The organism is Verrucosispora sioxanthis (assembly GCF_010560025.1).
GTDB classification, from domain to species: domain Bacteria; phylum Actinomycetota; class Actinomycetes; order Mycobacteriales; family Micromonosporaceae; genus Micromonospora; species Micromonospora palythoicola.
Map to the genome: position 1 here is coordinate 570,332 of NZ_SAIY01000003.1, position 25,689 is coordinate 596,020.

Consider the following 25,689-nt stretch of genomic DNA (forward strand, 5'->3'; position numbering starts at 1 on the left):
CGCAGAAAGGCACCCCGTGACCGACAAGCCCAGCGTCCTGTTCGTCTGCGTACACAACGCCGGCCGTTCCCAGATGGCCGCCGGCTGGCTGCGTCACCTCGGCCGCGACGCCGTCGAGGTCCGCTCCGCCGGCTCCGCTCCCGCCGCGACCATCAACCCGGCCGCCGTCGAGGCCATGCGCGAGGTGGGCATCGACATCACCGACCAGACCCCCAAGCTCCTCGAGTACGCCACCGCCGAGTCCTCCGACGTGATCGTCACCATGGGCTGCGGCGACGCCTGCCCCGTCTTCCCCGGCAAGCGCTACGAGGACTGGAAACTCGACGACCCGGCCGGCAAGGGCGTGGCGGCGGTCCGCCCGATCCGCGACGAGATCCGTACCCGGGTCGAGGCGCTCCTGGCCGATTTGCGCAGGGCCGGCTGACGCCTGCCGCGCGCCCGGACGGGCGCGGTCGGCAATATGCACCGTGAGTGCAAAATCCCACTGGGTTTTCGTTGACGAGCCCGACCTCGATGCCGGAATACTGCTTCCAGTCCCGAGATCGGAGGCAACGATGACGGCGGATCCATCCGGCGACCTTCCTACCGCTTTTCTCGCCGACGGACCTGACGAACCGGTGGTCATGCTCAACCTGCTGCGGTTCGCCGACGGCGGCCGCGCGCGGTACCAGCAGTACGCGAAGGCTTTCGCCACGACCGTCGCGCCGCACTACGGTGTCGAGGTCGTCTACGCCGGCGACGGTGACGACGCCCTCGTCGCCGCAGCGGGTCAGCAGTGGGACGCGGTCCTGCTGGTGCGCTATCCAACCCGCCGGGCGTTCAGTCGGATGATCGCCGACCCCGCGTACCAGCGGATCGCCCACCTGCGGCGGGAGGCGTTGCGCGATGCCGTGCTGCAACCCACCCGCCCCTGGGGACGGACGCCACGAGACGACTCCAGACAGCCGTGACGGGCGCGCTCGCCGCGCCACGATACGGAGACTTGCCCGATCGCCGACCGACTGGTTAGGTATGCCTAACCAAAGTTCGGGGAGGGTTCCATGTCATCGCCCGCTGTGGCCGAGGCGATCGGCGGCCGGGACAGTGCTGTCGTCGTCACCGACCAGGTCGACGTCGAGGCGCTCGCCGAGGTCTACCACCGCGTGCACGCCGCCGACCTGCACCTGGTCGACCACACCGTCCCGACGGTGGCGGAACGCCTGCGGTGGACCGCCGAGGCCCCCGGTTTCTCGGCGGCGCTCGGGTACGTCGACGGCCGGCTCGTGGGCACGGTCATGGGTTGCCCGCTGCCACCGGAGACCCTCTGGTGGCGTGACCTGACCTCGACCAGGGATCCCGACCTCGCGGTGGAGTGGCCGGGCCGGACGTTCGCGGTGTGCGAGGCGTTCGTCCTGCCCGAGTACCGCCGTCACCGCCTCGGCTTCCGGATGACGGTCGAACTGCTGTCCCGACGGCGCGAGGAGCGCGTGTCGCTCGCCGTCGCCGAGACCAACACCCGGGTGTGGCACGCCCTACAACGCAGCGGATTCGACCACGTCGGCGATCTCGTGCCGTTTCCCGGCTGGCGCTCGCACCGGATGCTGGTGCGGGACCTGCCGCTGGCCAGCCGGCCCTGAGCCGACGCCCACCCCCGTCCACCGGCTCGCCGTCATCCGAACGTATCCACAGTGGAGAACGTGTGAAACGCAACTGGGAAGCCCTCGTCCTCAAGGCCTTCGGTGGCCGGAACTTCCAGCTGACCGTCCTGAAGAACGAATCCGTCGGCGACCGCTACCAGCGGCTGCTCGTCGACGGGGGTGACCTGCTGCGCGCCTGCGGCGTACACCCCACCATGTGGATCCGGCTGTGGTTCGACAACGCGGGCCGCCCCCACCAGCGGGCGTACACCCTCGTCGATCCGGACCCGGACAGCGGGCGCTTCCACCTGGTGTTCGCCCTGCACGACGGCTGCGCCGCGCGTTGGGCCACGACGGCTCGGCCCGGAGACACCATCGAGGCGACCGTGCAGGGCAGTTCCTTCACGCTCCCCGATCCGGCGCCCGGCCGGCTGTACCTGGTCGGCGACGCGGCGTCCCTGCCGGCGGTCAACAGCCTGCTCGACGCCGCCGGGCCGGTGTCGGCGCGGATCTGGCTCGAGTACGCCCACGACGGCGAACGAGACCTGCCGCTGCGTACCCGGCCGCACGACGAGGTGGTGTGGGTGCCGCGCCGCGACGAGGGCCAGCACCTGGTGGACACCGTCACCACCGCCCTGACCGACGCCCAGCAGGACGGCCTGTACTGGGTGGCCTGCGAGGCGGCCAGCACCCGCGGCATCGTCAGGCACCTGCGGCGCGGGCTGGGCGTCGGCAAGGAGCAGGTGGCGGCGCTGGCCTACTGGCGCGCCCGGTGACGGCTGGGCACCGCGCCGGCTCGTGATGCTGTACCTGACCGCACTCAACCCGACCGACTCCGTGCTGGACGGCCTGCTGCCGGCGGCCGACGCGCTCGGCGTGCCGGTGACCGTGCTGACCGACCGACCCGACGACTGGCCCGCGACGGTGCCGAAGCAGGGCTGCCCGGTGCGGGACCCGCAGGCCGTCACGGAGGTGGTCCGGGCCGGACCGGCCGCGGTGGGTCTGTTCTCCAACAGCGATCACCTGCAGGCCGCGACGGCGCTCGCCGCCCACCGCCTCGGCCTGCCCGGCAAGGAGCCCGAGTCGGCGCGGCGCTGCAAGGACAAGGCCGCCACCCGGCAGGCCCTCGCCGACGCCGGACTCGACGTCGTCCACGCCCGGATCCTCGAACCAGGGCAGCCGCCGACGTTCGACCTGTTTCCCGCCGTGGTCAAGCCCCGCGACGGCGTCGCCAGTGAGGACGCCTACCTGGTCACCGACGCCGACGAGCTGACCCGGCGGGTGAGCGAGATCCGCTGTCGCCGACCGGACGCGCCACTTGTGGTGGAGGAGTACCTGCCCGGCGACGTCCGCACCCACGACACCCTCGGTGACACCGCGACGCTGGCCGTGCTCGGCGGCTGGCGTACCACGCTCGGCCCGCCACCCACCTTCACCGAGCTGTGCCTGGAATGGGCGCCGGCAGCCCCGGCGACGGCCGAGCGGCTGCGGGCCCAACTCGACGTGCTCGGCGTCCGGTTCGGCCCCTGCCACACCGAGTTCGTCGTGCACCGGGAACGACCTCGGCTCATCGAGGTCAACGACCGGCTGATCGGTGACCGGATGGATCTCGTCCTGGCCGAACTGCTCGACGTGCCGCTGTTCGAGTACGTCATCCGGCTGCACCTCGGCGAGTCCGTGGCCGACCTCGGTCTGCCCGACCCGGCCACGATCGAACAGACCGCCCGGGTCGAGTACGTCTGCGCCGATCGCGGCGGCACTCTCGTCGCCGCCCCCGGGCCCGTCGACGCGGTACGCGACGGGGTCCGACTCGGCTGCCGCCCGCTGCGGGCGATCGGCACCACCGCCGAGCGCACCGGCACCAACCGCGACTACCTGGCCGTCGTGCACGCCATCGGGCCGGACCCGGACGCCGTGAGCCGCGCGCTCGTCGAGTTCCGCGCCGGACTCGACTGGGTGATCGCGACGTGACCGATCCGGTGGAGCAGCAGCTGTTCCGCCGGGTGCTGGACGCCCTGCTGCGCGAGGACCATCTGGGCCTGAGCAGCGGTGGCGGTCCGGACGGCCCCGGCTGGTGGCAGGCACCCCACCGGGCCGGCCGGTTACGCCTTCCGGTTCGTCCCGACGGCTTCCAGCACACCGTCCGCGTCGCCCGCGCCGAGCTGAACGTGCACCCGCCCGGCCGGACGCCACGTCGGGTGGACACGCTGGCGGGCCTGTTGGCGCTGCTCGCACCGGGCGACGACGCCGACGCCGAGCAGGGGTGGCGCGCCTTCGTCGACGAGTGCCGGCAGGACCTGCTCGCCCGCCGGCTGGCCGAGGCGACCCGAGACGACACGTACGCCCGGATCGCCGCCGCCCGCGTCGACCCGCCCACCGGGTTCGGCGGTGCCCTGCTCGACGACGTGCTCGCCGCCCACGCCGGCCATGCCGTCTACCCCACCGACCGGTGCCGCCACGGTCTGGACGCCACCGAGCTGCTCCGGTACGCGCCGGAACACGCGCCCACGTTCGCGCTGCGTTGGCTGCCCGTACCGACCCGGGCTCTGCGGCTGCACGGCCGGCTGCCCGGCTGGTGGCCGACGACCGGCCGGGCCGGGCAGGTGCTGCTGCCGGTGCATCCGCTCACCGCCGACCGGTCGGCGCTGCCCGTGTTCGACGGACCGGACATCACCGTGCGGCCCACCCTGTCGATGCGGACCGTCGCCCTGGCCAGCGACCCGACGACGCACCTGAAGCTGCCGCTGCCGACCGCGAGCCTGGGTGCCCGCAACCGCCGTACCCTCGCACCCGACTCGCTGTCCGACGGCGCGGCGGTGGCCGCGTTGCTCGACCGCATCGCCGCGGAGCAGCCGCGCTTCGCCGACCGGATCACGCACGCCGACGAGAGCGTCTTCGGTCACCGTGACGGCGACGAGCTGCTGTCGTTTCTGCTGCGCCGGCTGCCCACCGGGTTGGAGCGGGCGACCGTGGTGCCGGTCGCCGCGCTCGCCGCGGCGGATCCCACCGCCGGCACGGTCGCCCAGCGGATCGGCGGGGACGACCCGGGTCGGCTCCTCGGGTCCTATCTGGATCTCCTGCTCGACTGGCATGTCTGCCTGTGGTTACGGTACGGAGTGGCGTTGGAAGCACATCCGCAGAACATCCATCTGGTCCTGCCGGCCACCGGTCCGGTTCGGCTGCTGTACAAGGACAACGACGGTGCCCGGCTGGACCCCCGGCACGCCGGCTCGGTCCGGCTGCGCGACAAGCGGATGTGGATTCGTCAGCCGGCGGAGTTGGCCGACGTGTTCGTCACGATCACCCTGCACCTGGCGGCGGCGGCACCGCTGCTCGCCCTGGCGGAACAGGGCGTCACGGTGCCCTCCCCCGCCGAGGCGCTCGCACCACGGCTGCGCGCCGCCCGCGACCGGTGGGGCGACACACCCGCCCGGCGCGAGCTGGTCGACCGGGTCCTGACCGCCGACCGGCTGCCGGTCAAGGCGATGCTCACCGCCGGCACGCTGCTGCCCAAGCACCGGATCGGCTGCACCGACGTGAACAAGTTCTACCGTCGGACCGGACCCAACTACCTGCGGAGCGGCTCGTGACCCCGCAGACCGCCGAGGCCGCCGCCCGGCCGGCCGAGCGCGCCGCCGACCTGGCCGCCGCGCACACCCTGCTCGCCTGCTACCTGCGCGAGGTGGCCGCGCCCGACGGGACGGCCGAGACCGTCGCTGGGCTTCTGCGGATCCGCCTGCCGCACCTCGGTCTGCTGCTCTCCTGCCGGCTGACCCGGGTCTCCCCGTGCTGGCGCACCGCTACGTCGGCCCGGTCCGCTGCCGGCCGGTGGCGGCACCGGTCGACCGCCGTCACCCGGCCGTGCCGGACCTGTCGACCGCCGGCACGCCGGTCGACGGCCCGTCGGCACCCGGCGCCCTCGTCGACGACGTACCCGCCGTCGACGCACCGGTCGACGTCGGGCGACTCGCCCGGCTGCTCGCCGCCGAGCTGGCCGCCCGTACCGGGCTGACCAACGACGAGTTCATCGAGCAGGTGCTCGGTAGTCGCGACGCGCTGGCCACGCTGTTGCGCGAGCGCCCGTCCCGCGACCCCACCCCGACCGGCGACCCGGTGGTGGACGGCTACGTCGACTCCGAACACTCCCTCGTGCACGGGCACCCCCACCATCCCAGTCCGAAGTGGCGCAGCGGTGATCCGGCGGGTTGGCGTCGCCACGCCCCGGAACTGCGCAGCACCTTCCGGCTCAGCTGGCTCGCGGTGCCCACCCACCTGGTGGCCGGCGACGGGCCGGTCGACGAGCTGATCGCACCGCTGGAGCCACCGGACGCACCACCCGGACACCACCTGTTGCCGGTGCATCCGTGGCAGCTGGACCTGATGCCGCCGACCGACCCGAGGGTGCGCGAGCTGGGCCCGGCCGGCGTACCGGTTCGGCCGACCGCGAGCGTCCGTACGCTCTACGCACCCTCGGTGGACCTGTTCCTCAAGACCAGCCTGCACGTACGCATCACCAACTGCCTGCGCAAGAACGCCCGGTACGAATTGACCGGAGCGGTGGCGTTGACCCGGTTCCTGGACAGCGTGCCGCTACCCGCGCGGGTCGGGTTGCTGCGGGAACCCGGCTACCGGACCGTCGACCTGCCGGGGGCCGACGAGGCGTACGGCACGATCCTGCGGACCGGGGTGCGCGAGCATCTGCGGCCGGACGAACGGGTGGTGTTGGCGGCCGCGCTGGCCGCCACGCCGCTTGCCGTGCCGGACCCGTTCGACTGGTGGCGGGCCTACGTCGACCTGCTGGTACCCGGCGTGCTGCGACTGTGGCTCCGTCACGGGGTGGTCCACGAGGCGCACCTGCAGAACGTGCTGGTGGTCCTGGACCGCGACGGCCGCCCGGTCCGCCTGATCCTGCGTGACCTGGAGGGATTGAAGCTGGATCTGGGCCGGTTGCCGGCCTGGCCCGACCAGGTTCCCCGGCAGTCCGCCTACACTCCCGCGCAGGCGGTCCAGCGCATCGTCTATTGCCTGTTCGTCAACCATCTCGCCGGCCTGGCCGGTGCGCTCGCCGACGGTCACCCCGGCATCGAGCCCCGGCTGTGGCGGACGGTCAGGGAAGCCGTCGAGGCGACGTACGCGCAGCTGGGTGAGCCGGCCGAGCTGCTTGCGCTGCTCGACGGCGCTCCGCTGGCCGCCAAGGCGAACCTGCTGGTCCGTTGGCACCGGGCCGCCGACCAGCAGGCACCCTACGTCGCGGTGCCCAACCCGCTCGGCGGTGCCGGATGAGCCACCCCACCTACGTCTACGACCTCGCCGCCCTGGCCACGCACGCCGCCGCCGTCCGGGCGGCGCTGCCCGAACGGGTCGAGCTGCTCTACGCGGTCAAGGCCAATCCCGATCCGGGGATGCTGCGCACCCTCGCGGCCACTGTCGACGGTTTCGAGGCGGCCAGTCGCGGCGAGCTGCGTCACCTCGCGGCGGTGCTGCCCGACCGGCGGGTGGCCGCCTTCGCCGGTCCGGGTAAGACCGACGCGGATCTCTCGGCGGCGCTGGCCGCCGACGTGCACCGGGTACACGTGGAGTCCGCCGCCGAACTGCACCGGCTGGCGACCCTGGCCCGGGCCGCCGGGCGTACCGTCGACGTGCTGCTGCGGGTGAACCTGCCGGTGGCGACACCGGGCGCGGTCCTGGTGATGGGCGGACAGGCGAGCCCGTTCGGGATGGACCCACCGGAGGCGGTCCGGCTCGCCGCCGACCCGCCGGAGGGCGTCCGGGTCCGGGGGTGCACGCCCACCTGGCCAGCGGACTCGACGCGGCGACCGCCGCCGTGGTGGCGCGCGAGGTGACCGACTGGGCGGTGCGGCAGGTGGGCGCGCAGGAGGTGAACGTCGGCGGCGGCATGGCCGTCGACTACCGCCACCCGCAGCACCGCTTCGACTGGTCCGGCTACGGCCGGCTGCTCGGCGAGGTGGCGGACACCTACCCGGGCGTGCGGCTGCGGATCGAGCCAGGCCGCGCCGTCGCGGTCTACTGCGGGTCGTACGTGACCGAGGTGATCGACGTGAAGCGGTCCCAGGGTCAGTGGTTCGTGATCGTGGCCGGCGGCACCCATCACCTGCGGACCCCGGCGGCCAAGGGACACTCGCAGCCCTTTGTCGTGGTGTCCCGGGGCGGTGCCGGGCCACGGACCGACGGTGGCCCGGTCACCGTCGTCGGCCAGCTCTGCACGCCCAAGGACGTACTGGCCCGCGACGCCGTCAGCGGCCCGGTCGCGGTCGGCGACGTGCTGGTGTTCGCGATGGCCGGCGCCTACGCGTGGAACATCAGCCACCGCGACTTCCTCCTGCACGACCCGCCCCACTTCACCACCGGCGACCCGCTCGACGTGGCCCGGAACTGGGACCGCCGACCGCCCGATCCGGTCAGTGACCGCTGTTGATCACCGTGATCCGGTGACGCGCTCAGCTCGACAGGCCGATGCCGGACATGACGACCCGGACCAGCTCGCGACGGAGTCGCAGCTCTCGGGGGGACCGGGTGGTGACCGACGACTCGTCCGCTTCCCGCTGCCCTGATCTTGCTGATAGCTTCTTGCCATAAGTTTGCAAGAGCTAAGGGAGTGCAGATGGGTGCGGTGACCGCCACCGCCCAGTCCGGGAGCCGGCCGGACCTGCTCGGCGTGGCGGCGCAACGCCGCCGGACCGGAATCTGGCTGGTCGCGCTGACGGTCGCGCTGGTCCTCACCGGCGTGGCCGCGGTCGGCTCCGGCGCGATCGGCATCCCCCCGGCCACGGTGGCGCGGATCATCGGGCATCACCTCGTCGGCCTGCCCGGCGAGGTCACCTGGACCGCGCCGCAGGAAGCCATCGTCTGGCAGGTCCGGCTGCCCCGGGTGCTGCTCGGCATGCTTGTCGGTGCCGGGCTGGCCGCCTGCGGGGTGGCGTTGCAGGCCATGGTGCGCAACGTGCTGGCCGACCCGTACCTGCTGGGCATCAACTCCGGCGCCTCCAGCGGCGCCGCCGCCGCGATCCTGTTCGGCGCCGGCGCCGGCTTCGGGCAGTACGCCCTGTCCAGCAGCGCCTTCCTCGGCGCGCTCGGCGCGTCGCTGCTGGTCTTCCTGATCGCCCGCAGCGGCGGACGGGTGACCTCGATCCGGCTGCTGCTGGCCGGCGTCGCCGTCGGCTACGCCCTCTACGCCACCACCAGCTTCCTGATCTTCGCCTCGGGGTCCGCCGAGGGGGCCCGATCGGTGATGTTCTGGCTGCTCGGCTCCCTCGGACTGGCCCGGTGGAACGCCCTGCTCCTGGTCGCCGCCGTCGTGCTGGGCGGCATGATCGGATACCTGACCGTCGTCGGGCGACGCCTCGACGTGCTGGCCATCGGCGACGAGACCGCCCAGACGCTCGGCGTGTCACCCGACCGGTTCCGGCTGCGGCTGCTCGTGCTCGTGTCGCTCAGTGTCGGCGTACTGGTCTCGGCCGCCGGCAGCATCGGCTTCGTCGGCCTCGTCGTGCCGCACCTCGCCCGCCGCATCGTCGGCGCCCCGCACGTGCGCGTAGTGCCCGTCGCCGCGCTGCTCGGCGCCATCCTGCTGGTCTGGGCCGACGTGCTCGCCCGGGTGCTGCTGGCCCCCCAGGAGATCCCGATCGGCATCATCACCGCCCTGCTCGGCGCCCCCTTCCTGCTGGTCCTGATCCGTCGTCTGCACGCCACCGGCGCCTGAGCGCCCGATGAGCCGAGGAGCACCGATGAAGGCAACCCGTCTCGCCGTCACCACGGCCACGACCGTTCTCGCGCTGCTGGTCGCCGCCTGCGGCGGTTCCGCCGACGAGCCGGCAACAGCCGCCCCGGGATACCCGGTCACCGTCACCAACTGCGGCGTGGAGGTGACCTTCGACGCCGCGCCGGAGCGGGTCGTGCTGCTCAAGAGCGCAGCCGTGCCGTACCTGCACGCCCTGGGCGTGATGGACCGGGTCACCGCCCGGGCCGGGCAGTACCCCAGCGAGTACTACGACGCCGGGACCCTCGCCGAACTGGACCGCATCCCGCTGCTGACCGACAAGACCGACACCAGCGGGCACCTGCAGATCTCCAAGGAGGTGGTGATCAGCCAGGAGCCCGACCTGGTGCTCGGTGAGGTCGACAACCTGTCCCGCGACACCCTCTCGGCGGTGGACATCCCGCTGCTGGAGGAGCCGGCCATGTGCCCGGACAACACCGCCACCCCCAGCTTCGACGACATCTACCGCCAGCTGGAGACCTACGGCCGGGTGTTCGGCCGCGAAACGGAGGCGGCCACGGCGGTCGACGCGCTCCAGCAACGGATGGCGAAGATCCAGGCCGAAGCTTCGACGGCGTCCGGCCGTACCGCCGCCGTGCTGTATCCGACGGTCGGCGGCGGCACCACGTACGCGTACGGCACCGCCAGCATGGCCCACCCGCAACTTGAGGCGGCCGGCTTCCGCAACGTCTTCGGTGACACGCCGGAGCGGGTCTTCGAGGTCACCGTCGAGGAACTGCTCGGCCGCAACCCCGACGTGCTGATCCTGCTCCACAGCGACGGCGACCCCGCCGCGGTCGAGCAGGGCCTGACCGGCCTGCCCGGTGCCGAGAAGCTCAACGCGGTACGCGACGGCAACGTGCTGACCCAGCTGTTCAACTTCACCGAGCCGCCGACCCCGCTGTCGATCGACGGTCTGGAGCGCATCGTGCAGCGGTTCGGGGCCGACTCGTGATCCAGGCGACCCGGGTGTCCTGGCACTACGGCGCGAACCCGGTGATCGACGGGGTGAGCGTGACCGCGCGACCCGGACGTGTCCTCGGGCTGATCGGCCCGAACGGCAGCGGCAAGACCACGCTGCTGCGGCTGCTCTACGGCGCGCTGCGCGGCGGCACCGGACGGGTCGCCGTGGACGGTGACGACCTGGGCGCGCTGCCGCCGCGGGAGGCCGCGCGCCGGCTGGCCGTGGTGGTGCAGGAGGCCGGCGGCGAGACCGCCCTCACCGTGGCCGAGCTGGTGCTGCTGGGCCGTAACCCGCACCTGACCACCTTCCAGCGCACCGGCCGGACGGACCACGAGATCGCGGCGCAGTGCCTGACCCGGGTCGGTGCCACCCACCTGGGATCCCGGGCGTTCGCCAGCCTCTCCGGCGGCGAACGCCAGCGGGTGCTCATCGCCCGGGCGCTGGCCCAGCAGGCCACCCACCTGCTGCTCGACGAGCCCACGAACCACCTCGACATCCGCTACCAGCACGAGATCCTGCGACTGGTACGCGACCTCGGCACCTGCGCCGTCGTCGTGCTGCACGACCTGAACCTCGCCGCCCGCTACTGCGACGACCTGGTGCTGCTCGGCCACGGTGGGGTCGCCGCCGCCGGCACCACCGAGCAGGTCCTCGACCCTGCCGTTCTCGAACCCGTCTACGGCATCGGCATCCAGCGCCTCGACCTCGACGGCACCATCCACCTGCTGTTCCACCCGACCGACCAGCCCGCCGTCGAAAGGACCGCCAGCCGGGTCTGAGACCGGCCGGCGGCCCGGCTCGGCGGTGATCGACAGGATCAGCGCCGAGCCGGACCCGGTCAGTGGATGGGACCGCCGTCAGAAGTCGTCGTCGAAGGCGACCGTGCCGGAGACCCCGACCTGGTAGGCCGACACCCGCCGTTCGAAGAAGTTGGACAACTCCTGCACGTCCTGCAACTCCATGAAGGCGAACGGGTTCTTCGACCCGTACAGCGGTTCGATCTCCAACTGTGCCAGCCGGCGGTCGGCGACGTGCTGGAGATATTCGCGCATGTCGGCCAGGGACAGCCCGGACACGCCCTGTTCGAGCAGGTCGGCGGCGAACTGCACCTCGCACTCGACGGCCTCGGCGAGCATGTCGCGGACCTGCTGGCGCATCTCGTCGTCGAACAGGTCCGGCTCCTCGGCGCGTACGGTGTCGACCACGTCGAAGGCGAAGGCCATGTGCATCGACTCGTCCCGGAACACCCAGTTGGTGCCGGAGGCCAGACCGTGCAGCAGACCCCGGGACCGCAGGAAGTACACGTAGGCGAAGGCACCGTAGAAGAACAGTCCCTCGATGCAGGCGGCGAAGCAGATCAGGTTCAGCAGAAACGCCCGCCGGTCCGCGCGGGTCCTCAACTCCCGCAGCTCGAAGATCGAGTCGATCCACTTGAAGCAGAACTCGGCCTTGCGGGCGATCGACGGGATGTTCTCCACCGCCGCGAACGCCGCGAACCGCTCCCGCTCGTCCGGCACGTAGGTGTCCAGCAGGTTCAGGTAGAACTGGACGTGCACCGCCTCCTCGAACAGTTGCCGCGACAGGTAGAGCCGACCCTCCGGCGAGTTGACGTGCTGGTACAGGTTGAGCACGAGGTTGTTGGCGACGATGGTGTCGCCGGTGGCGAAGAAGGCGACCAGCCGGGACACGAGGTGCTGCTCCGCCGGGGAGAGCTTGGCCAGGTCGGCGAGGTCGGAGTGCAGGTCCACCTCCTCGACGGTCCAGGTGTTCTTGATGGCGTCCTTGAAGCGGTCGAAGAACTGCGGGTACCGCATCGGCCGCAGAGTCAGGTCCATGCCGGGGTCGAGCAGCATCTGCCGCTGGCCGGTGTCGGGTTCGGAAACGGTGGTCACTGGCACGCCTCGCAGCTCTCGGGGTTCTCCAGGGAGCAGGCCAACGCCTCGTCGTCGCTGACCGCGACGACCGGCTTGATCGCCGGGGTGACGGTGACGGTGGCCTGCTGGATCCGGGTCGCGGGACGCGACCGCAGGTAGTAGGTGGTCTTCAGCCCGGCCTTCCAGGCGTACAGGTACATCGAGGAGAGCTTGCCGATGGTCGGCGCGCTCAGGAACAGGTTCAGCGACTGCGACTGGTCGATGAACGGAGCCCGGGCGGCGGCCAGGTCGATCAGCGCCCGCTGCGGCAGCTCCCACGCGGTCCGGAACAGCTCCCGCACCTCCGCCGGCAGCTCGGCAATGCCCTGCACCGACCCTTCGGCCCGCTTGATCTGCTCCCGGATCGGCGCCGTCCACAGCCCGCGCGCCTTCAGCTCCCGGACCAGGTAGGTGTTGATCTGGAGGAACTCGCCGGACATCGTCTCCCGCTTGAACAGGTTGGACACCTGCGGCTCGATGCACTCGTAACACCCGGCGATCGAGGCGATCGTGGCGGTCGGCGCGATCGCCACCAGCAGCGAGTTCCGCAGCCCGTGGCGGCCGATCCGCTCCCGCAGCGCGGTCCACCGCTGCGCCTGCGTCACCTCCGCGCCCCACAGGTCCGGATGCAACTCACCCTTCGCGGCACGGGTTTCGGCGTACGCCGGATGCGGGCCGAACCGCTCGGCCAGACCCGCCGACGTCTCCAGCGCGGTCAGGAAGATCTCCTCCTGCACCCGGGTCGACAGTTCCCGCGCCGACGCCGAGTCGAACGGCAGCCGCAGGGTGAACAACGCGTCCTGCAGACCCATCAGCCCGAGCCCGACCGGACGCCAACGCGGGTTCGACACCGCCGTCTGCTCGGCCGGGTAGTAGTTGATGTCGATCACCCGGTCGAGGAACACCACCGCCGTGCGTACCGTGGCGCGCAGCCTCTCCCAGTCGACGCCGTCGGCGGTGACATGCGCGCCCAGGTTCACCGACCCGAGGTTGCACACCGCCGTCTCGGTGTCGTTGTTGACCTCCAGGATCTCGGTGCACAGGTTCGACAGGTGGATCGTGTTGCCCGGCGCACCGGTCTGATTGGACAGCCGGTTCGCGGCGTCCTTGAACGTCATCCACCCGTTGCCGGTCTGCGCGAGCGTACGCATCATCCGCCCGTACAGGTCGCGGGCCTTGACGGTCCGGACGGCCTTCTTCTCCGCCGCCCGGTACGCCTCGTCGAACGCCTCGCCGAACAGGTCCGGCAGCTCCGGCGCGTCCGACGGGTCGACGAGCGACCAGTCACCGTCCGCCTCGACCCGCCGCATGAACTCGTCCGGAATCCAGTTGGCCAGGTTCAGGTTGTGGGTACGCCGGGACTCCTCCCCGGTGTTGTCCCGCAACTCCAGGAACTCCTCGATGTCCGGGTGCCACGGCTCCAGGTACACGCAGGCCGCGCCCTTGCGCCGGCCACCCTGGTTGACCGCCGCCACCCCGGCGTCGAGCGTCTTCAGGAACGGCACGATGCCGTTGGAGCGGCCGTTGGTGCCCCGGATCAACGCGCCCCGACCGCGCACCCGCGACCAGGAGATGCCGATCCCGCCGGAGAACTTCGACAGCTTCGCCACCTGGTGATAGCGCTCGTAGATCGAGTCGAGTTCGTCGCGCGGCGAGTCGACCAGGAAACACGACGACATCTGGGTGTGCCGGGTGCCCGAGTTGAACAGCGTCGGTGAACTCGGCAGGTAGGCCAGGCTCGACATCAGCCGGTAGAACCCGATCGCCTCGCCCGGCGTCTGCGACAGCCCGCAGGCCACCCGCAGCAGCCAGTACTGCGGCGTCTCCACCACCAGGCGGGTCTGCGGATGCCGCAGCAGGTAGCGGTCCGCGACGGTGCGCAGCCCGAAGTACTCGAACCGCAGGTCACCGTCCGGATCCACCGCGTCGTCCAGCTTGCGCGCGTTACGGGCCACGAATGCGGCGGTGGCGTCCCCGATCAGCCCCAGGCCGTGGGCGTACCGGATGGACTGGCTGAAGCTGGCCACCTGCTGCCCACGGACCTCCTTGTCCACGTACGCGGCCAGCAGCCGCGCCGCCAGCTTCGAGTACTGCGGTTCCTCACCGATCAGCTCGGCGGCCGTCTGGATGGACAGCTTGTCCAGCTCGGCGGTGGTGGCACCGTCGTACAGACCGCTGATGGTCTTCGTGGCCACCCGCAGCGGATCCACCTCGTCGAGGTCGGCCACCCACCGCTCCACCGCCCGGACGATCTTGTTCACGTCCACCGGTTCCGTGGCGCCATCGCGTTTACGGACCTGCATCACCTGCCGGCGCTGCTCCGACACAGCTGGGCCGGAGGCCGCCATCTCCCGCACGACCGTCACGTCTCTCTCCTCGCGCCGTCTACCGAGGGCCTCGGACACGCGGGAGGACGCCACGGAATCCGCGCAGGCGGCACGGTCCGTTCATGGCGTCGGCCGTCCCACGCGGCCTGCGGCCGCCGCCCACGAGTGCGGGCGGCGTGCTGGCAGGTCTTCGGACTCGTGGGCGTGCTCGCGCGCTCCTACTGGCCGTCGCTTCCCAGGCCAGGGCCCAGTGCTTCGTGACGGCTGTCGTTCCCACTCACCGCTGCGGGGCAGCCCCGGATTTCCACCGGGTTCCCTCTTGCCTCGGCCGCCCCGGATGGGCGCCCGAACCAGCTACGGGTGACACCATATATGGGCGACCCACCAACGCAAGACACCAGATGGTGTGTCGGCGTGTCCGTGCAACGGATGTCCCTCCGGATCCGCGCTCGGGCGTCCCGGAAGGTTTGACGTGATCTGCCATGCTGGCCGCGTGAAACCCAACCTGGAGCGGATCCCAGGACAGCAGGACCGACTCGCGGAGCAGATCCTCGCCCGCGCGCCGCGACGCATCGAGCAGAATTTCGTACGCTCCCTCGAACCCACCACCGCGCTCGCCCTCGGCCGCTACGGTGCCCGCCTCGCCACCCTGGCGTTGCGGCAGAACTCGGTCGACCTGCTACGTCGCTCGGTGCTGGCGACCGGACTCGCCGGATGCTTGGCGTCCGATGACGACCGGGACATCATGGTGGCGCTGGCGGTGCCGTGGATCGTGGCACAGCAGCTCGGAGCATCCCCGGCCGAGGTGTTCGCCACGGTCAGCGCCACTCTTCCGGAGGGGCCGGCAGCCCGCCTGGTCCAAGCCTTCGGTGCCTGTACCAACATCACCTTGGAAGCCTTCGGCTGGGAGCTGGTGACGACCGCCGACGGCCCGGACTTCCGTCCGGGTTCCTGATCACGCTCGCCGCAGTGCCGGACATGAGTTGACGGCACCCCGCGTACGAAACTGCCTCCGGCTGGGCCCTCGACGCTACGACGTCCCGCAGGAGCACCGCGTCCAGGCGGTGAACCGGGTGGTCAGCTCACCCGCATCTGCGGCCGGCAAGTCGTCCAGCGCGGCCGTGAGCAGCGCGCCCACGTACATCGACAGCCCGACGCGATCCCGGCCGTACGCCTCACCGAGCCGTACCCGCGCCGGAGCGCACGGCCACACCGGTTCGCCGTCGCAGGTGCCGCACGTCCACTGCGGCCGGCGCGGTAGGTGCTGGTCGCCGAGGCGGCCGGGCAGGGCGTCGACAGCGCGACCGATCCGGATCGCCTCAGCGGCCATGGCGTCGCGGTAGCGCATGGGTCGCCCGGTCATGCCGGCCACCGCGCGTTACGCCGCGCCTGATCGAGCAGGCGTCGCCGGGCCGCGTCCTGCTCGATTTCCTGCCACCGTTGCCCGGTGCCGGCCGGCGGCACGGACCACCGCCGCCGCAGCCACCGCCGAAACCTGCGCCACACGCCCACCGCCGCCACCTCCGCCAGGTCGTAAATGGGGGTGGCGGCGCTGCACGGGGGAACACCACCGCCACCCAAAAGCATCGTGCGATGACGGCGTGTGCCCAGGTCAGAGGCTCGGTGTCCGCTACGAATTGACGGACAGACCCAAGTCGCGGACAGCTGCGTCAACCTGCCCGGCCAGGCGTCGTGAGGCCGTTGACACCGCGATGGACCGTGCCTCCCCCAGCACCCGCTGCGCCGAGCCACTGTCCCCGGCCCGGCCGTGGGCGATGGCCAGGTGCACGAGGTGCCCGCCGTGCCAGTCGGCGTTCTCGGCCGTCTCGTCCACCCCCGTTGTGCCTGCGGTCAACAGCTCGACGGCCCGGTCGTTGGCCCGCGCGTCCCGGTCGCCCAAGTACCGCCACACGATGCCCTGCTGTACCGCGTAGAAGGCCGGGGTGTACCAGTACCCCCACGCGGGCAGCGGCGTCTCTGCCGCCTCGGTGGCCAGGTCGGCGGCCTGCGTGAGCATCTGCCGAACCTCGGTCGGGCACGCCCCGGCCATCGCCAGCCCACGCGCCTCCTGGCCGGCGGAATACGCGCGCAACGCCGTGTTGGCACGCGAATCGTCTCGGGCGGCCCGGGACAGCCCGATCATTTCTGGCAGGTCGCCGCGACCCTCCGCCCGGTGGCCCTGGAAGGACAGTACGGTCGCCGTCAGGTCGGCGTTGCTGGCCTCTGTGGACCATTGCAGACTGCGGTCCAGCCATACACGGGCGGTCCGGTCGTCACCGTTGGCGATACCGAGCCAACCGGCGAACTGCGCCCACTGCGCAGCCATGTCGACCACCGCCGGCCGCACTTGGTGGCCAGCCTCGCGCAGCAGCGACCCGATCGTGTCGAGTTGGACGCGCACGGGCGGTAGGACGGCTGCGGCGCCGATGGAGTCCTCCAGCCGCCGGTATCCGGCGAGCACGTCGCCCAGGATGCGAACCCCGGCCAGATCTACACGGCCCGGATGCGCGGCGACGTAGGCAGCCCGCCGGCCGCCATCGGGAACGTCAACGACCATCGCGGCGAGCGCACCACCGGCGGCCAGCGCGTCATCGAGGCGGACGGCGACGTCGACGGCTGGCCGGGTCTGCCCTGTCTCCAGCTGATGAATGACGCTCTTGCCATGGCTCACCGCTGCGGCCAACTGACGCAGCGACAGGCCACGTTCTCGGCGCAACCGGGCCAGCTCAGCCGGGAATCGCGGGTCAACGATGGTGTGTGCGCGTGGTGGCATGGCGTTGCTCCTAGGCAGCGGGACCAAGGCCGGCCACCGGCGGGCCGCCACAGTCGACGGTACTCAGCAACGGCATGCCGAGACAGCGGTCGACACGCGAGCCCGTCTTGCCGCGGACAAGCTTGTCCAAGTCCGCTCGCCCTTCGTCCTAGTCCTGAGTAGTACGGCCCGATGCTTTCCTACGCTTCTCTGGCGCTTGACGATCCACACGAGCATCTTTCGTCCACTGCCGGTCAGACGTTCGTCTATGCTCGCTCGTATTTCCTGCAACTGCCGAGCGGTGGAGAGGGAGAGCCATGTCGGACTGGACGGACTGGCTGGAACGGGGGTCCTGGTTTGCGGCGATAACAGGTACGCTAGTCGCTGTCATCGTGGCCGTGCAAGCATCGAACACCTCCTCTCGGATGAAGGCGACGCTGGAAATGGCGAGGCCCTTTGTCCGCGCGTTGGCGCTCTCCCTGGACAAGCCAGAAATACTGGCCGCATACGAATCCGAGTGTACGACCGCCAAAGACATCCTGCACAGGAAGACGCGCCGCAGGCTCGGTGTGGCAGGCGTGCTACTTGGCTTCCCAGCATTGTCGGTCATCGCTGCCCTACTTCTTCCTGAGATTCCTAATCGCACCGAAATGCGGTTCTCCATCGGCGACGCGGCACAGCAGGAATGCACGACCACGGGTCTCAACTTCGCAATGCACACTACATGCATTAATCGCTGGTTCCTCGACTCGTCGAGACAGACAATTCAGGCACAGGCCACCCTCTCGGGTCCGGCACGCCAGAGGGATCTGAGCATCGCCGTTGACGGCTGCTCGGACCGCGCGCAGGTTCGGTGGGAGCTTCTCGCTGATGGCGAAGCTCTCGGCAATGGCATGGCTGGTTCTGGGGGCCAGGAACTACGCGTGCCTAAGGGCAAGTCATCGCTCACCATCCGAGCCGAGCGTATCGATGATAATTCGTGCTCCGCAGAACTCGTCGTCGAGGCCGTCCAGTGGCCCTAGTACTCCAGTGGTCGGACCAGGACAGGCGATGACGTCGCCGACGCGCCGGGTGGTTCGATGATCAGGGCGTGGAACAGGCGTCGGAGATCGTTGACGGTGATCGGGACCAGGCCGACTGGCGTGGTGGTGCTGGCCGCTGCGGCACCGTGACCGCCGTCATTCCGTGTCACCGGCAAAGCGCAAAGCGGCACCTGCGGCCGTCACTTGGCGTTGAAGTAGCTGGCCTCGGGGTGGTGGACGACGATGGCGTCGGTGGCCTGCTCCGGCATCAGCTGGAACTCCTCCGACAGCTGCACACCGATCCGCTCGGCGCCGAGCAGCTCCACGATCTTCGCCCGGTCCTCCAGGTCGGGGCAGGCCGGGTAGCCGAACGCGTACCGGCAGCCCCGGTAGTCGGTGCGCAGCAGGCCGGCCAGGTCGGCCGGGTCGTCGTCGGCGACGGTACGGCCGTCGGGCAGCCGCAGCTCGGCCCGGACCCGCTTGTGCCAGTACTCGGCGAGGGCCTCGGTGAGCTGCACCGACAGGCCGTGCACCTCCAGGTAGTCGCGGTACTCGTTGCGGGCGAACAGCTTCGCCGCGTACTCGCTGACCGGCTGGCCGACCGTGACCAGCTGCAACGCGACCACGTCCAGGTCCTCGCCGCGCGGGCGGAAGAAGTCGGCCAGGCACAGCCGCCGCTCCTGCCGCTGCCGGGGAAAGGTGAACCGGGCCCGCTCGGCGTGCCCGTTCTCGTCCAGGACGACCAGGTCGTTGCCCTCGGAGTAGGCCGGGAAGTAGCCGTACACCACGGCCGCCTCCAGCACCTGGTCGGCGATCAGCCGGTCCAGCCAGTAGCGCAGCCTCGGCCGGCCCTCGGTTTCCACCAGCTCCTCGTACGACGGGCCCTTGCCGCCGCGCGCACCGCGCAGCCCCCACTGGCCCATGAAGGTGGCCCGTTCGTCCAGCAGCGCCGCGTAGTCGGCAAGCGGCACCCCCTTGACCACCCGGGTGCCGTGGAACGGTGCGACCGGCACCGGCACGTCGACCGCGACGTCGGAGCGTACCGAGGTGTCGTGCAGTTCCGGCAGCGACTCGGCGACCACTGCGCGCTGCCGTTCCCGGCGGGCCCGCCGGGCCGCCAGGGCCGCCTCCCGCTCGGCGTCGACCACGGGGGCGCCGCCGCGCTTGGCGGCCATCACCCGGTCCATCAGGGAGAGCCCCTCGAAGGCGTCGCGGGCGTAGTGCACCTGGCCGGGGAACATCGACCGCAGGTCGTCCTCGACGTACGCCCGGGTCAGCGCCGCACCACCGAGCAGGACCGGCCAGCGCTCCGCGACCCCGCGTGACGCCATCTCGACCAGGTTCTCCTTCATGATGACGGTGCTCTTGACCAGCAGCCCCGACATGCCGATGGCGTCGGCGCGGTGCTGCTCGGCGGCGTCGAGGATGGCGGAGATCGGCTGCTTGATGCCGATGTTCACCACCTCGTAGCCGTTGTTGGACAGGATGATGTCGACCAGGTTCTTGCCGATGTCGTGCACGTCGCCCTTGACGGTGGCGAGCACGATGCGACCCTTGCCGCCGTCGTCGGCCTTCTCCATGTGCGGTTCGAGGTACGCCACCGCGGTCTTCATCACCTCGGCGGACTGCAACACGAACGGCAGCTGCATCTGACCGGAGCCGAACAGCTCACCGACGACCTTCATGCCGTCCAGCAGGATGTCGTTGATGATGAGCAGCGGGGCGGTGCCGGCCGCCATCGCCGCGTCGAGATCGGCTTCCAGGCCGTTGCGTTCGCCGTCGATGATCCGGCGCTTGAGCCGCTCGTTGAGCGGCAGGGCCGCCAACTCCTCGGCCCGGGTGGCACGTGCCGAGGCGGCGTCCACGCCCTCGAAGACCTCGATGAACCGCTGCACCGGGTCGTAGCCCTCGCGACGCCGGTCGTAGATCAGGTCGAGGGCGATCTCACGCTGCTCGTCGGGGATCTTCGACATCGGCAGGATCTTGCTGGCGTGCACGATCGCCGAGGTGAGCCCGGCCTGCACGCACTCGTGCAGGAAGACCGAGTTGAGCACCTGCCGGGCCGCCGGGTTCAGTCCGAACGAGACGTTCGAGATGCCCAGCGTGAAGTTCACCCCGGGCCAGCGGCGGGCGATCTCCCGGATCGCCTCGATCGTCTCGATGCCGTCGCGGCGGGTCTCCTCCTGACCGGTGGCGATCGGGAAGGTCAGCGCGTCGATGAGGATGTCCGAGCGGTGCAACCCCCACCGGCCGGTGAGGTCCTCGATCAGCCGCTCGGCCACCCGTACCTTCCACTCCGCCGTGCGGGCCTGGCCCTCCTCGTCGATGAGCAGCGCGACCACGGCGGCACCGTGCTCGGCGACCACCGGCATCACCCGCGCGTACCGGGAGTCAGGGCCGTCGCCGTCCTCGAAGTTGACCGAGTTGACCACGCACCGGCCGCCGAGCATCTCCAGGCCGGCCTCGATCACCGCCGGCTCGGTCGAGTCCAGCATGATCGGCAGCGTGGAGGCGGTGGCGAACCGGCCGGCCAGCTCACGCATGTCGGTGGTGCCGTCCCGGCCGACGTAGTCGACGCAGAGGTCCAGCAGGTGCGAACCGTCGCGGGCCTGACCTCGGGCGATCTCCACACAGGACTGCCAGTCGGCGGCGAGCATCGCCTCCCGGAACGCCTTGGAGCCGTTGGCGTTGGTCCGCTCCCCCACCATCAGCACGCTGGCGTCCTGCGCGAACGGCACGTGGTGGTAGATCGAGGAGACACCCGGATCGGTACGCGGCTCACGGGCCACCGGCCGGGTCCCGCCCAGCCGTTCGGCGAGCAGCCTGATGTGCTCCGGGGTGGTGCCGCAACAACCGCCGATCAGGGAGACGCCGTACTCGGTGACGAAACGTTCCATGGCGTCGGCCAACTCCACCGGAGTCAGCGGGTAGGCCGCGCCGTCGGCGGTGAGCTGCGGCAGGCCCGCGTTCGGCATCACCGACAGCGGCACCCGGGCGTGCTGCGAGAGATAACGCAGGTGCTCGCTCATCTCCGCCGGACCGGTGGCGCAGTTGAGCCCGATGAGATCGACGCCGAGCGGCTCGATCGCGGTCAGCGCGGCACCGATCTCGCTGCCGAGCAGCATGGTGCCGGTGGTCTCCACGGTGACGTGACAGATCAGCGGGACCTTGCGGCCCAACTCCGCCATCGCCCGGTGCGAGCCGACCACGGCGGCCTTCACCTGAAGCAGGTCCTGGCAGGTCTCGATGATCAGCGCGTCCGCGCCGCCCTCGATCAACCCGGCGGCGTTCTCCTGGTAGGCGTCGCGCAGCGTGGCGTAGCCGGCGTGGCCGAGGGTGGGCAGCTTGGTGCCAGGGCCGATCGAGCCGAGGACGAACCGGGGCCGCTCGGACGAGCTGTAGGCGTCGGCTGCCTCGCGGGCGATCCGGGCACCGGCCTCGGACAGCTCCCGGATCCGGTGCTGGATGTCGTACTCGCCGAGGTTGGCCAGGTTCGCGCCGAAGGTGTTCGTCTCCACGCAGTCCGCGCCCGCCGCAAGGTACGCCTCGTGCACGCCACGGACGACGTCCGGCCGGGTGACGTTGAGGATCTCGTTGCACCCCTCCAGACCGTCGAAGTCGTCCAGGGTGAGGTCCGCAGCCTGCAGCATCGTGCCCATCGCCCCGTCGGTGACGAGGATCCGGTCGGTCAACGCGTCGAGCAACGAAGTACGCACCAACCCAGGTTAGTGCGGTCGGGCGGGCCCGCACCCCCGCGTACCATCCGATCCCACATTGTGTCATCGGGATCACGTTGCCCGTTTTCGCCGGCAATGCCCAACATCATGGCCTGCGCGCAGCCCGGCGGCGGCGCCGACGCCCGGCCCATCCGGCGCGGCCGACGGGCCGGGTCCGGGCCTGGCACGTAGGCTGACTGACGTGAAGGACTACAGCGACACCGCCACGCACCGTGGGCGGACGACCGGGACCGCGTCCCGGACCGCCGGTGACGAGCAGGAGGTGACGGCGTGACCGAGTTCGACGGGCTGCCGGTGCTGCGGTCCCCGGTCGCCATCTGCGCCTTCGAGGGGTGGAACGACGCGGCGGACGCGTCCACCGCGGCGGTCGAGCACCTGGAGCAGGTGTGGGAGGCCCGGCCCGTCACCGAACTGGACCCGGAGGACTTCTACGACTTCCAGGTCAGCCGGCCCACCATCGCCATGTCCGACGGTGCCACCCGCCGGGTCGAGTGGCCGACCACCCGGTTCACGGTCGCCAGCCCGGCCGGCACCGAGCGGGACGTGGTGCTGATCCGCGGGATCGAGCCGAGCATGCGGTGGCGGACCTTCTGCGAGCAGGTGCTGGAGATCTGCCACAGCCTGGAGGTCGAGCGGGTGGTGCTGCTCGGTGCCCTGCTGGCCGACGTGCCGTACACCAGGCCGCTGCCGATCAGCGGCAGCGCCTCCGACGCCGACGCCGCGCGCCGCTACCAGCTCACCCCGACCCGCTACGACGGGCCGACCGGGATCGTCGGCGTGCTGCACGATGCCTGCACCCGCGCCGAGGTCGACGCCGTCTCGTTCTGGGTCCACGTGCCGCACTACGCCAACAACCCGCCCTGCCCGAAGGCCACCCTCGCCCTGCTGCACCGGGTCGAGGAGGTGCTCGACCTGCCGGTGCCCATGGCCGACCTGGCCGAGGAGGCCGCCGAGTGGGAGCAGCGGGTCCGCAGCGCCGCCGAGCAGGACGCCGAGTTGGGCGAGTACGTCCGCGAGTTGGAGGAACGCGTCGGCGACGCGGGCATCACCCCGTTGACCGGGGACGAGATCGCCCAGGAGTTCGAGAAGTACCTGCGCCGCCGGGGCGGATCCGCCGGCCCCACCGCCGGTTCCTGGTAACCCTCCCCACTGCTGCCGCTGGACCGCCCCGGACACCTCGACGTGTCCGGGGCGGGCCTTTGTCCGCAGCTGGTTCACGCCGTGTCGGGGTGGCGGCGGTCACTTCGCATACGGCATCCTAGGAACCTAGCTGAAATGAGGAGGCGGGGATGCAGATCAACCCGGGGGCGGCCGAGTTCCCGCACCGGCAGATCGCGGCGCAGCTCAAGAGCCAGATCCGACGTGGCGACTGGGCACCGGGCGAGCGGCTGCCATCCATCCCGGCCATCGCCGAGATGTTCGGCGTCGCCAAGCAGACCGTGCAACGCGCCGTTGACCAGCTGCGGGTCGAGGGCGTCCTGATCACCAAACCCGGTTCCGGTACGTACGTCCGGGGCACCCGGCGGCGACTCAACCGGCTCTCCCGGGGCCGCTACGGCGGCTTCCGCGGCTACCACACCGACCTGGCCGCCCGCTATCGCCAGCAGCTCGTCTCCGTCGGCCGCTCCCCCGCGCCGCCTGAGGTGGCCGACGCGTTCGGCGTACCCGACGGCACCGAACTGCTCTGCCGCCGCCACCTCGTCCGCACCGAGGACTCACCGGTCGAGGTGGGCGCCTCCTGGTTCCTGCCCGCCGACACCGCCGGCACCTCGCTGGAGCGGGCCGAGGCGTTCGGCCGTCCGCTCTACCAGGAGGCCGAGGAGGCCACCGGTCGGCGGTACGCGACCGCCACCGACACCATCACCGCCCGCCAGCCCAGCCGCGAGGAGTCGGAGACCCTCCAGATCCGGCCGGACACCCCGGTGCTGCACCTGCTGCACGTGGCGTACGACCCGCACCGCCGCCCCATCGAGGTCGCCCAGGCCACCTGGCCCGGCCCGGTCACCACCCTCACCGAGGAGTACCAGATCCCCGCCCCCACCGCCGAGCCGGACCCCGACCCCGGCCTCGTCCTCGGCTGACTGACTCCCACCACCCCACGTCCGCCACCTATGGGAACCTCGCCCTGAACGGGGGAACAGGAAGCAGCAACATCAGCGATGTTGTCCCCTCACGGGCACCCGAGACAGCAGTATCGGCGATGTTGTCCCCTCGGGCGTGAGGGGCATGGCGCGGGAGGGGGCACGACGCGGGAGGCCGCGATGTCGGGGACGTTGCCGGCTCGGGTCAGAGGCGGATGCCGAGCAGGGCATCGACGGTGTCGGCGAACAGGCGCGGCGCGGCCGGGTCGTCGTCGGTGCCGGCGAGGGTCCGCTCGGCCCACTCGTCGGCCAGCCGCAGGGCACCGCGCGTGTCGAGGTCGTCGGTGAGTCGTTCGCGTACGCCGGCCAGGAACGCGGCCCCGGACGGCCCGGCGGTCGCCGCGGCGGCCCGCCGCCAGCGGCCAAGCCGCTCCTGGGCGGCGGTGAGCAGATCGTCGGTCCACGACCGGTCGGCGCGGTAGTGCCCGGAGAGCAGGGCCAGCCGGACCGCCATCGGGTCGACCTTGTCGGCGCGCAGCCGGGAGACGAAGACCAGGTTGCCCCGGGACTTGGACATCTTCTCGCCGTCCAGCCCGATCATGCCGGCATGCACGTAGTGACCGGCGAAGGGTGCCGCGCCGGTCAGCCGCTCGGCGTGCGCGGCGGAGCACTCGTGGTGCGGGAAGAGCAGGTCGTTGCCGCCACCCTGCACGTCGATGGTGGAGCCGAGCAGGCCGAGGGCGATCACCGCGCACTCGATGTGCCAGCCTGGTCGGCCCGGGCCGAGGTCGCCACCCGGCCAGGACGGCTCGTCGTCGCGGGCACCGCGCCACAGCAGCGGGTCCAGCGGGTCACGCTTGCCGGCGCGGTCGGGGTCGCCGCCGCGCTCGGGGAAGATCTCCAGCATCTCCGCGCGGGAGAGGTTCGACTCGTAGCCGAAGCTCGGCGCGGCCGAGATGTCGAAGTAGACGTCGCCGGTGCCGTCGTCGAGACGGTACGCGGCACCGTCCTTCACCAGCACCAGCACCTTCTCGGCGATGTCCGGGATCGACTCCACCGCGCCGACGTAGTGGGCGGGTGGGATGATCCGCAACGCCTCCATGTCCTCCCGGAACAGCGCCGTCTCCCGCATCGCCAGGACCTTCCAGTCCTCCCGGTCGCGTTCGGCCCGCTCCAGCAACGGGTCGTCGATGTCGGTGACGTTCTGCACGTAGCGGACCTCGTGGCCGGCGTCGCGCCACATCCGCTGCACAAGGTCGAAGGTGATCATGGTGGCAGCGTGACCGAGATGGGTGGCGTCGTACGGGGTGATACCGCAGACGTACATGGTGGCGGTGCCGTCCGGGTCGCTCGGCTGCACGCTCGCGCGCGCCGAGTCGAACAACCGCAACGGCTCGCTCCGGCCCGGCAGCCGCGGCACCTCGTGCCCCACCCAAGACTCCATGCCCGTCAGCCTAACCAGCCGTCGGGCGACGTCATGCCGCCCCGAGAGTGATCAAC

General features: G+C 71.2%; 24 protein-coding genes and 1 riboswitch. Of the genes, 16 read left to right on the plus strand and 8 right to left on the minus strand.

The features are described 5' to 3' along the window. Window positions 1-16 precede the first annotated feature (16 nt). The 12 genes from ENC19_RS11840 to ENC19_RS11890 all read left to right on the plus strand — a co-directional run bounded on the left by ENC19_RS11840 (window position 17) and on the right by ENC19_RS11890 (window position 11,136). The gene (locus ENC19_RS11840) at window positions 17-424 is read left to right on the plus strand and encodes an arsenate reductase ArsC (protein WP_164447217.1); all 408 of its coding nucleotides are present in this window, start codon (window positions 17-19) and stop codon (window positions 422-424) included. Between the two features lie 130 nt (window positions 425-554). Next, the gene (locus ENC19_RS11845; RefSeq protein ID WP_164447218.1) at window positions 555-950 is read left to right on the plus strand and encodes a DUF1330 domain-containing protein; all 396 of its coding nucleotides are present in this window, start codon (window positions 555-557) and stop codon (window positions 948-950) included. 90 nt (window positions 951-1,040) lie between these two features. Then, a complete protein-coding gene (locus ENC19_RS11850; protein ID WP_164447219.1) occupies window positions 1,041-1,616 on the plus strand; it encodes a GNAT family N-acetyltransferase in 576 nt (191 codons plus the stop codon). 62 nt (window positions 1,617-1,678) lie between these two features. Next, window positions 1,679-2,392 carry a siderophore-interacting protein gene (locus tag ENC19_RS11855; protein ID WP_164447220.1) on the plus strand — a complete coding sequence of 238 codons (714 nt, stop codon included), beginning with the start codon at window positions 1,679-1,681 and terminating at the stop codon, window positions 2,390-2,392. A gap of 25 nt (window positions 2,393-2,417) precedes the next feature. Further along, a complete protein-coding gene (locus ENC19_RS11860) occupies window positions 2,418-3,587 on the plus strand; it encodes an ATP-grasp domain-containing protein (protein ID WP_166458519.1) in 1,170 nt (389 codons plus the stop codon). After that, window positions 3,584-5,206 carry an IucA/IucC family protein gene (locus ENC19_RS11865; RefSeq protein ID WP_164447222.1) on the plus strand — a complete coding sequence of 541 codons (1,623 nt, stop codon included), beginning with the start codon at window positions 3,584-3,586 and terminating at the stop codon, window positions 5,204-5,206. The genes ENC19_RS11860 and ENC19_RS11865 overlap by 4 nt, the downstream gene beginning before the upstream one ends. A gap of 271 nt (window positions 5,207-5,477) precedes the next feature. Further along, window positions 5,478-6,899, plus strand: coding sequence for an IucA/IucC family protein (locus ENC19_RS11870; RefSeq protein ID WP_328824225.1), 1,422 nt, complete (start codon window positions 5,478-5,480; stop codon window positions 6,897-6,899). After that, a complete protein-coding gene (locus tag ENC19_RS30190; protein ID WP_268968011.1) occupies window positions 6,896-7,459 on the plus strand; it encodes an alanine racemase in 564 nt (187 codons plus the stop codon). Before ENC19_RS11870 ends, ENC19_RS30190 begins: the two co-directional genes overlap by 4 nt. Further along, the gene (locus ENC19_RS30195; protein ID WP_328824226.1) at window positions 7,396-8,052 is read left to right on the plus strand and encodes a type III PLP-dependent enzyme domain-containing protein; all 657 of its coding nucleotides are present in this window, start codon (window positions 7,396-7,398) and stop codon (window positions 8,050-8,052) included. The genes ENC19_RS30190 and ENC19_RS30195 overlap by 64 nt, the downstream gene beginning before the upstream one ends. A gap of 186 nt (window positions 8,053-8,238) precedes the next feature. Continuing rightward, window positions 8,239-9,336: a FecCD family ABC transporter permease gene (locus ENC19_RS11880; protein WP_164447223.1), complete on the plus strand. Its 1,098-nt coding sequence runs from the start codon at window positions 8,239-8,241 to the stop codon at window positions 9,334-9,336. 25 nt (window positions 9,337-9,361) lie between these two features. After that, window positions 9,362-10,348 (plus strand): ABC transporter substrate-binding protein, encoded by a 987-nt coding sequence (locus tag ENC19_RS11885; RefSeq protein WP_208020868.1) that lies wholly within the window; start codon window positions 9,362-9,364, stop codon window positions 10,346-10,348. Further along, window positions 10,345-11,136, plus strand: coding sequence for an ABC transporter ATP-binding protein (locus tag ENC19_RS11890; protein ID WP_164447225.1), 792 nt, complete (start codon window positions 10,345-10,347; stop codon window positions 11,134-11,136). The genes ENC19_RS11885 and ENC19_RS11890 overlap by 4 nt, the downstream gene beginning before the upstream one ends. 78 nt (window positions 11,137-11,214) lie before the next feature. Here the strand turns inward: ENC19_RS11890 and ENC19_RS11895 are convergent, their stop codons facing one another. Together ENC19_RS11895 and ENC19_RS11900 are read right to left on the minus strand one after the other, a co-directional pair. Then, window positions 11,215-12,210 carry a ribonucleotide-diphosphate reductase subunit beta gene (locus tag ENC19_RS11895; RefSeq protein ID WP_164447400.1) on the minus strand — a complete coding sequence of 332 codons (996 nt, stop codon included), beginning with the start codon at window positions 12,208-12,210 and terminating at the stop codon, window positions 11,215-11,217. A gap of 35 nt (window positions 12,211-12,245) precedes the next feature. Continuing rightward, window positions 12,246-14,618: a ribonucleoside-diphosphate reductase subunit alpha gene (locus ENC19_RS11900; RefSeq protein ID WP_166458523.1), complete on the minus strand. Its 2,373-nt coding sequence runs from the start codon at window positions 14,616-14,618 to the stop codon at window positions 12,246-12,248. Between the two features lie 143 nt (window positions 14,619-14,761). After that, window positions 14,762-14,967: riboswitch (cobalamin riboswitch) on the minus strand. Between the two features lie 123 nt (window positions 14,968-15,090). Here ENC19_RS11900 and ENC19_RS11905 point away from each other — a divergent pair. Then, entirely contained in the window at window positions 15,091-15,552 is a 462-nt protein-coding gene (locus ENC19_RS11905; protein ID WP_164447227.1) for a hypothetical protein, read from the plus strand. 75 nt (window positions 15,553-15,627) lie between these two features. Here ENC19_RS11905 and ENC19_RS11910 read toward each other — a convergent pair whose 3' ends face one another. The 3 genes from ENC19_RS11910 to ENC19_RS11920 are packed head-to-tail and all read right to left on the minus strand — an operon-like array spanning window position 15,628 to window position 17,370. Continuing rightward, window positions 15,628-15,960, minus strand: a complete 333-nt coding sequence (locus ENC19_RS11910; RefSeq protein WP_235944666.1) for a hypothetical protein — start codon at window positions 15,958-15,960, stop codon at window positions 15,628-15,630. After that, complete coding sequence (locus ENC19_RS11915) at window positions 15,957-16,184, minus strand: hypothetical protein (protein WP_164446803.1); 228 nt, start codon at window positions 16,182-16,184, stop codon at window positions 15,957-15,959. Before ENC19_RS11915 ends, ENC19_RS11910 begins: the two co-directional genes overlap by 4 nt. A gap of 43 nt (window positions 16,185-16,227) precedes the next feature. Then, on the minus strand, window positions 16,228-17,370 hold the full coding sequence (locus ENC19_RS11920) for a helix-turn-helix domain-containing protein (protein WP_164447228.1): 1,143 nt from the start codon (window positions 17,368-17,370) through the stop codon (window positions 16,228-16,230). Between the two features lie 404 nt (window positions 17,371-17,774). On the opposite strand from ENC19_RS11920, the gene ENC19_RS11925 reads away from it, so the two are divergent. Continuing rightward, window positions 17,775-18,371: a hypothetical protein gene (locus ENC19_RS11925; protein WP_164447229.1), complete on the plus strand. Its 597-nt coding sequence runs from the start codon at window positions 17,775-17,777 to the stop codon at window positions 18,369-18,371. On the opposite strand, the gene ENC19_RS11930 is transcribed toward ENC19_RS11925, so the two are convergent. Beyond that, the gene (locus ENC19_RS11930) at window positions 18,368-18,541 is read right to left on the minus strand and encodes a hypothetical protein (protein ID WP_164446804.1); all 174 of its coding nucleotides are present in this window, start codon (window positions 18,539-18,541) and stop codon (window positions 18,368-18,370) included. The two genes, ENC19_RS11925 and ENC19_RS11930, sit on opposite strands and share 4 nt — an antisense overlap. A 30-nt stretch (window positions 18,542-18,571) precedes the next feature. Continuing rightward, on the minus strand, window positions 18,572-22,087 hold the full coding sequence (metH, locus tag ENC19_RS11935; protein ID WP_216592447.1) for a methionine synthase: 3,516 nt from the start codon (window positions 22,085-22,087) through the stop codon (window positions 18,572-18,574). Window positions 22,088-22,378: 291 nt separating this feature from the next. Between metH and ENC19_RS11940 the strand changes: the two genes are divergently transcribed. Both ENC19_RS11940 and ENC19_RS11945 read left to right on the plus strand, forming a co-directional pair. Further along, window positions 22,379-23,248 (plus strand): PAC2 family protein, encoded by an 870-nt coding sequence (locus tag ENC19_RS11940; RefSeq protein WP_093402074.1) that lies wholly within the window; start codon window positions 22,379-22,381, stop codon window positions 23,246-23,248. Between the two features lie 149 nt (window positions 23,249-23,397). Beyond that, entirely contained in the window at window positions 23,398-24,189 is a 792-nt protein-coding gene (locus ENC19_RS11945; protein ID WP_164447230.1) for a GntR family transcriptional regulator, read from the plus strand. A gap of 205 nt (window positions 24,190-24,394) precedes the next feature. Here ENC19_RS11945 and mshC read toward each other — a convergent pair whose 3' ends face one another. Continuing rightward, a complete protein-coding gene (gene mshC, locus ENC19_RS11950; RefSeq protein WP_164447231.1) occupies window positions 24,395-25,633 on the minus strand; it encodes a cysteine--1-D-myo-inosityl 2-amino-2-deoxy-alpha-D-glucopyranoside ligase in 1,239 nt (412 codons plus the stop codon). Between the last annotated feature and the right edge of the window lie 56 nt (window positions 25,634-25,689).

Bases quoted from the DNA above. Each gene is read 5' to 3' on its own strand.
- ENC19_RS11880 (WP_164447223.1), top strand. From the start codon at position 8,239: ATGGGTGCGGTGACCGCCACCGCCCAGTCCGGGAGCCGGCCGGACCTG.
- ENC19_RS11920 (WP_164447228.1), bottom strand. From the start codon at position 17,370: ATGCCACCACGCGCACACACCATCGTTGACCCGCGATTCCCGGCTGAG.
- ENC19_RS11860 (WP_166458519.1), top strand. From the start codon at position 2,418: ATGCTGTACCTGACCGCACTCAACCCGACCGACTCCGTGCTGGACGGC.
- ENC19_RS30190 (WP_268968011.1), top strand. From the start codon at position 6,896: ATGAGCCACCCCACCTACGTCTACGACCTCGCCGCCCTGGCCACGCAC.
- ENC19_RS11915 (WP_164446803.1), bottom strand. From the start codon at position 16,184: ATGCTTTTGGGTGGCGGTGGTGTTCCCCCGTGCAGCGCCGCCACCCCC.
- ENC19_RS11895 (WP_164447400.1), bottom strand. From the start codon at position 12,210: ATGCTGCTCGACCCCGGCATGGACCTGACTCTGCGGCCGATGCGGTAC.
- ENC19_RS11900 (WP_166458523.1), bottom strand. From the start codon at position 14,618: ATGGCGGCCTCCGGCCCAGCTGTGTCGGAGCAGCGCCGGCAGGTGATG.
- mshC (WP_164447231.1), bottom strand. From the start codon at position 25,633: ATGGAGTCTTGGGTGGGGCACGAGGTGCCGCGGCTGCCGGGCCGGAGC.
- ENC19_RS11885 (WP_208020868.1), top strand. From the start codon at position 9,362: ATGAAGGCAACCCGTCTCGCCGTCACCACGGCCACGACCGTTCTCGCG.
- ENC19_RS11845 (WP_164447218.1), top strand. From the start codon at position 555: ATGACGGCGGATCCATCCGGCGACCTTCCTACCGCTTTTCTCGCCGAC.
- ENC19_RS11925 (WP_164447229.1), top strand. From the start codon at position 17,775: ATGAAGGCGACGCTGGAAATGGCGAGGCCCTTTGTCCGCGCGTTGGCG.
- ENC19_RS11945 (WP_164447230.1), top strand. From the start codon at position 23,398: ATGCAGATCAACCCGGGGGCGGCCGAGTTCCCGCACCGGCAGATCGCG.
- ENC19_RS11910 (WP_235944666.1), bottom strand. From the start codon at position 15,960: ATGACCGGGCGACCCATGCGCTACCGCGACGCCATGGCCGCTGAGGCG.
- ENC19_RS11850 (WP_164447219.1), top strand. From the start codon at position 1,041: ATGTCATCGCCCGCTGTGGCCGAGGCGATCGGCGGCCGGGACAGTGCT.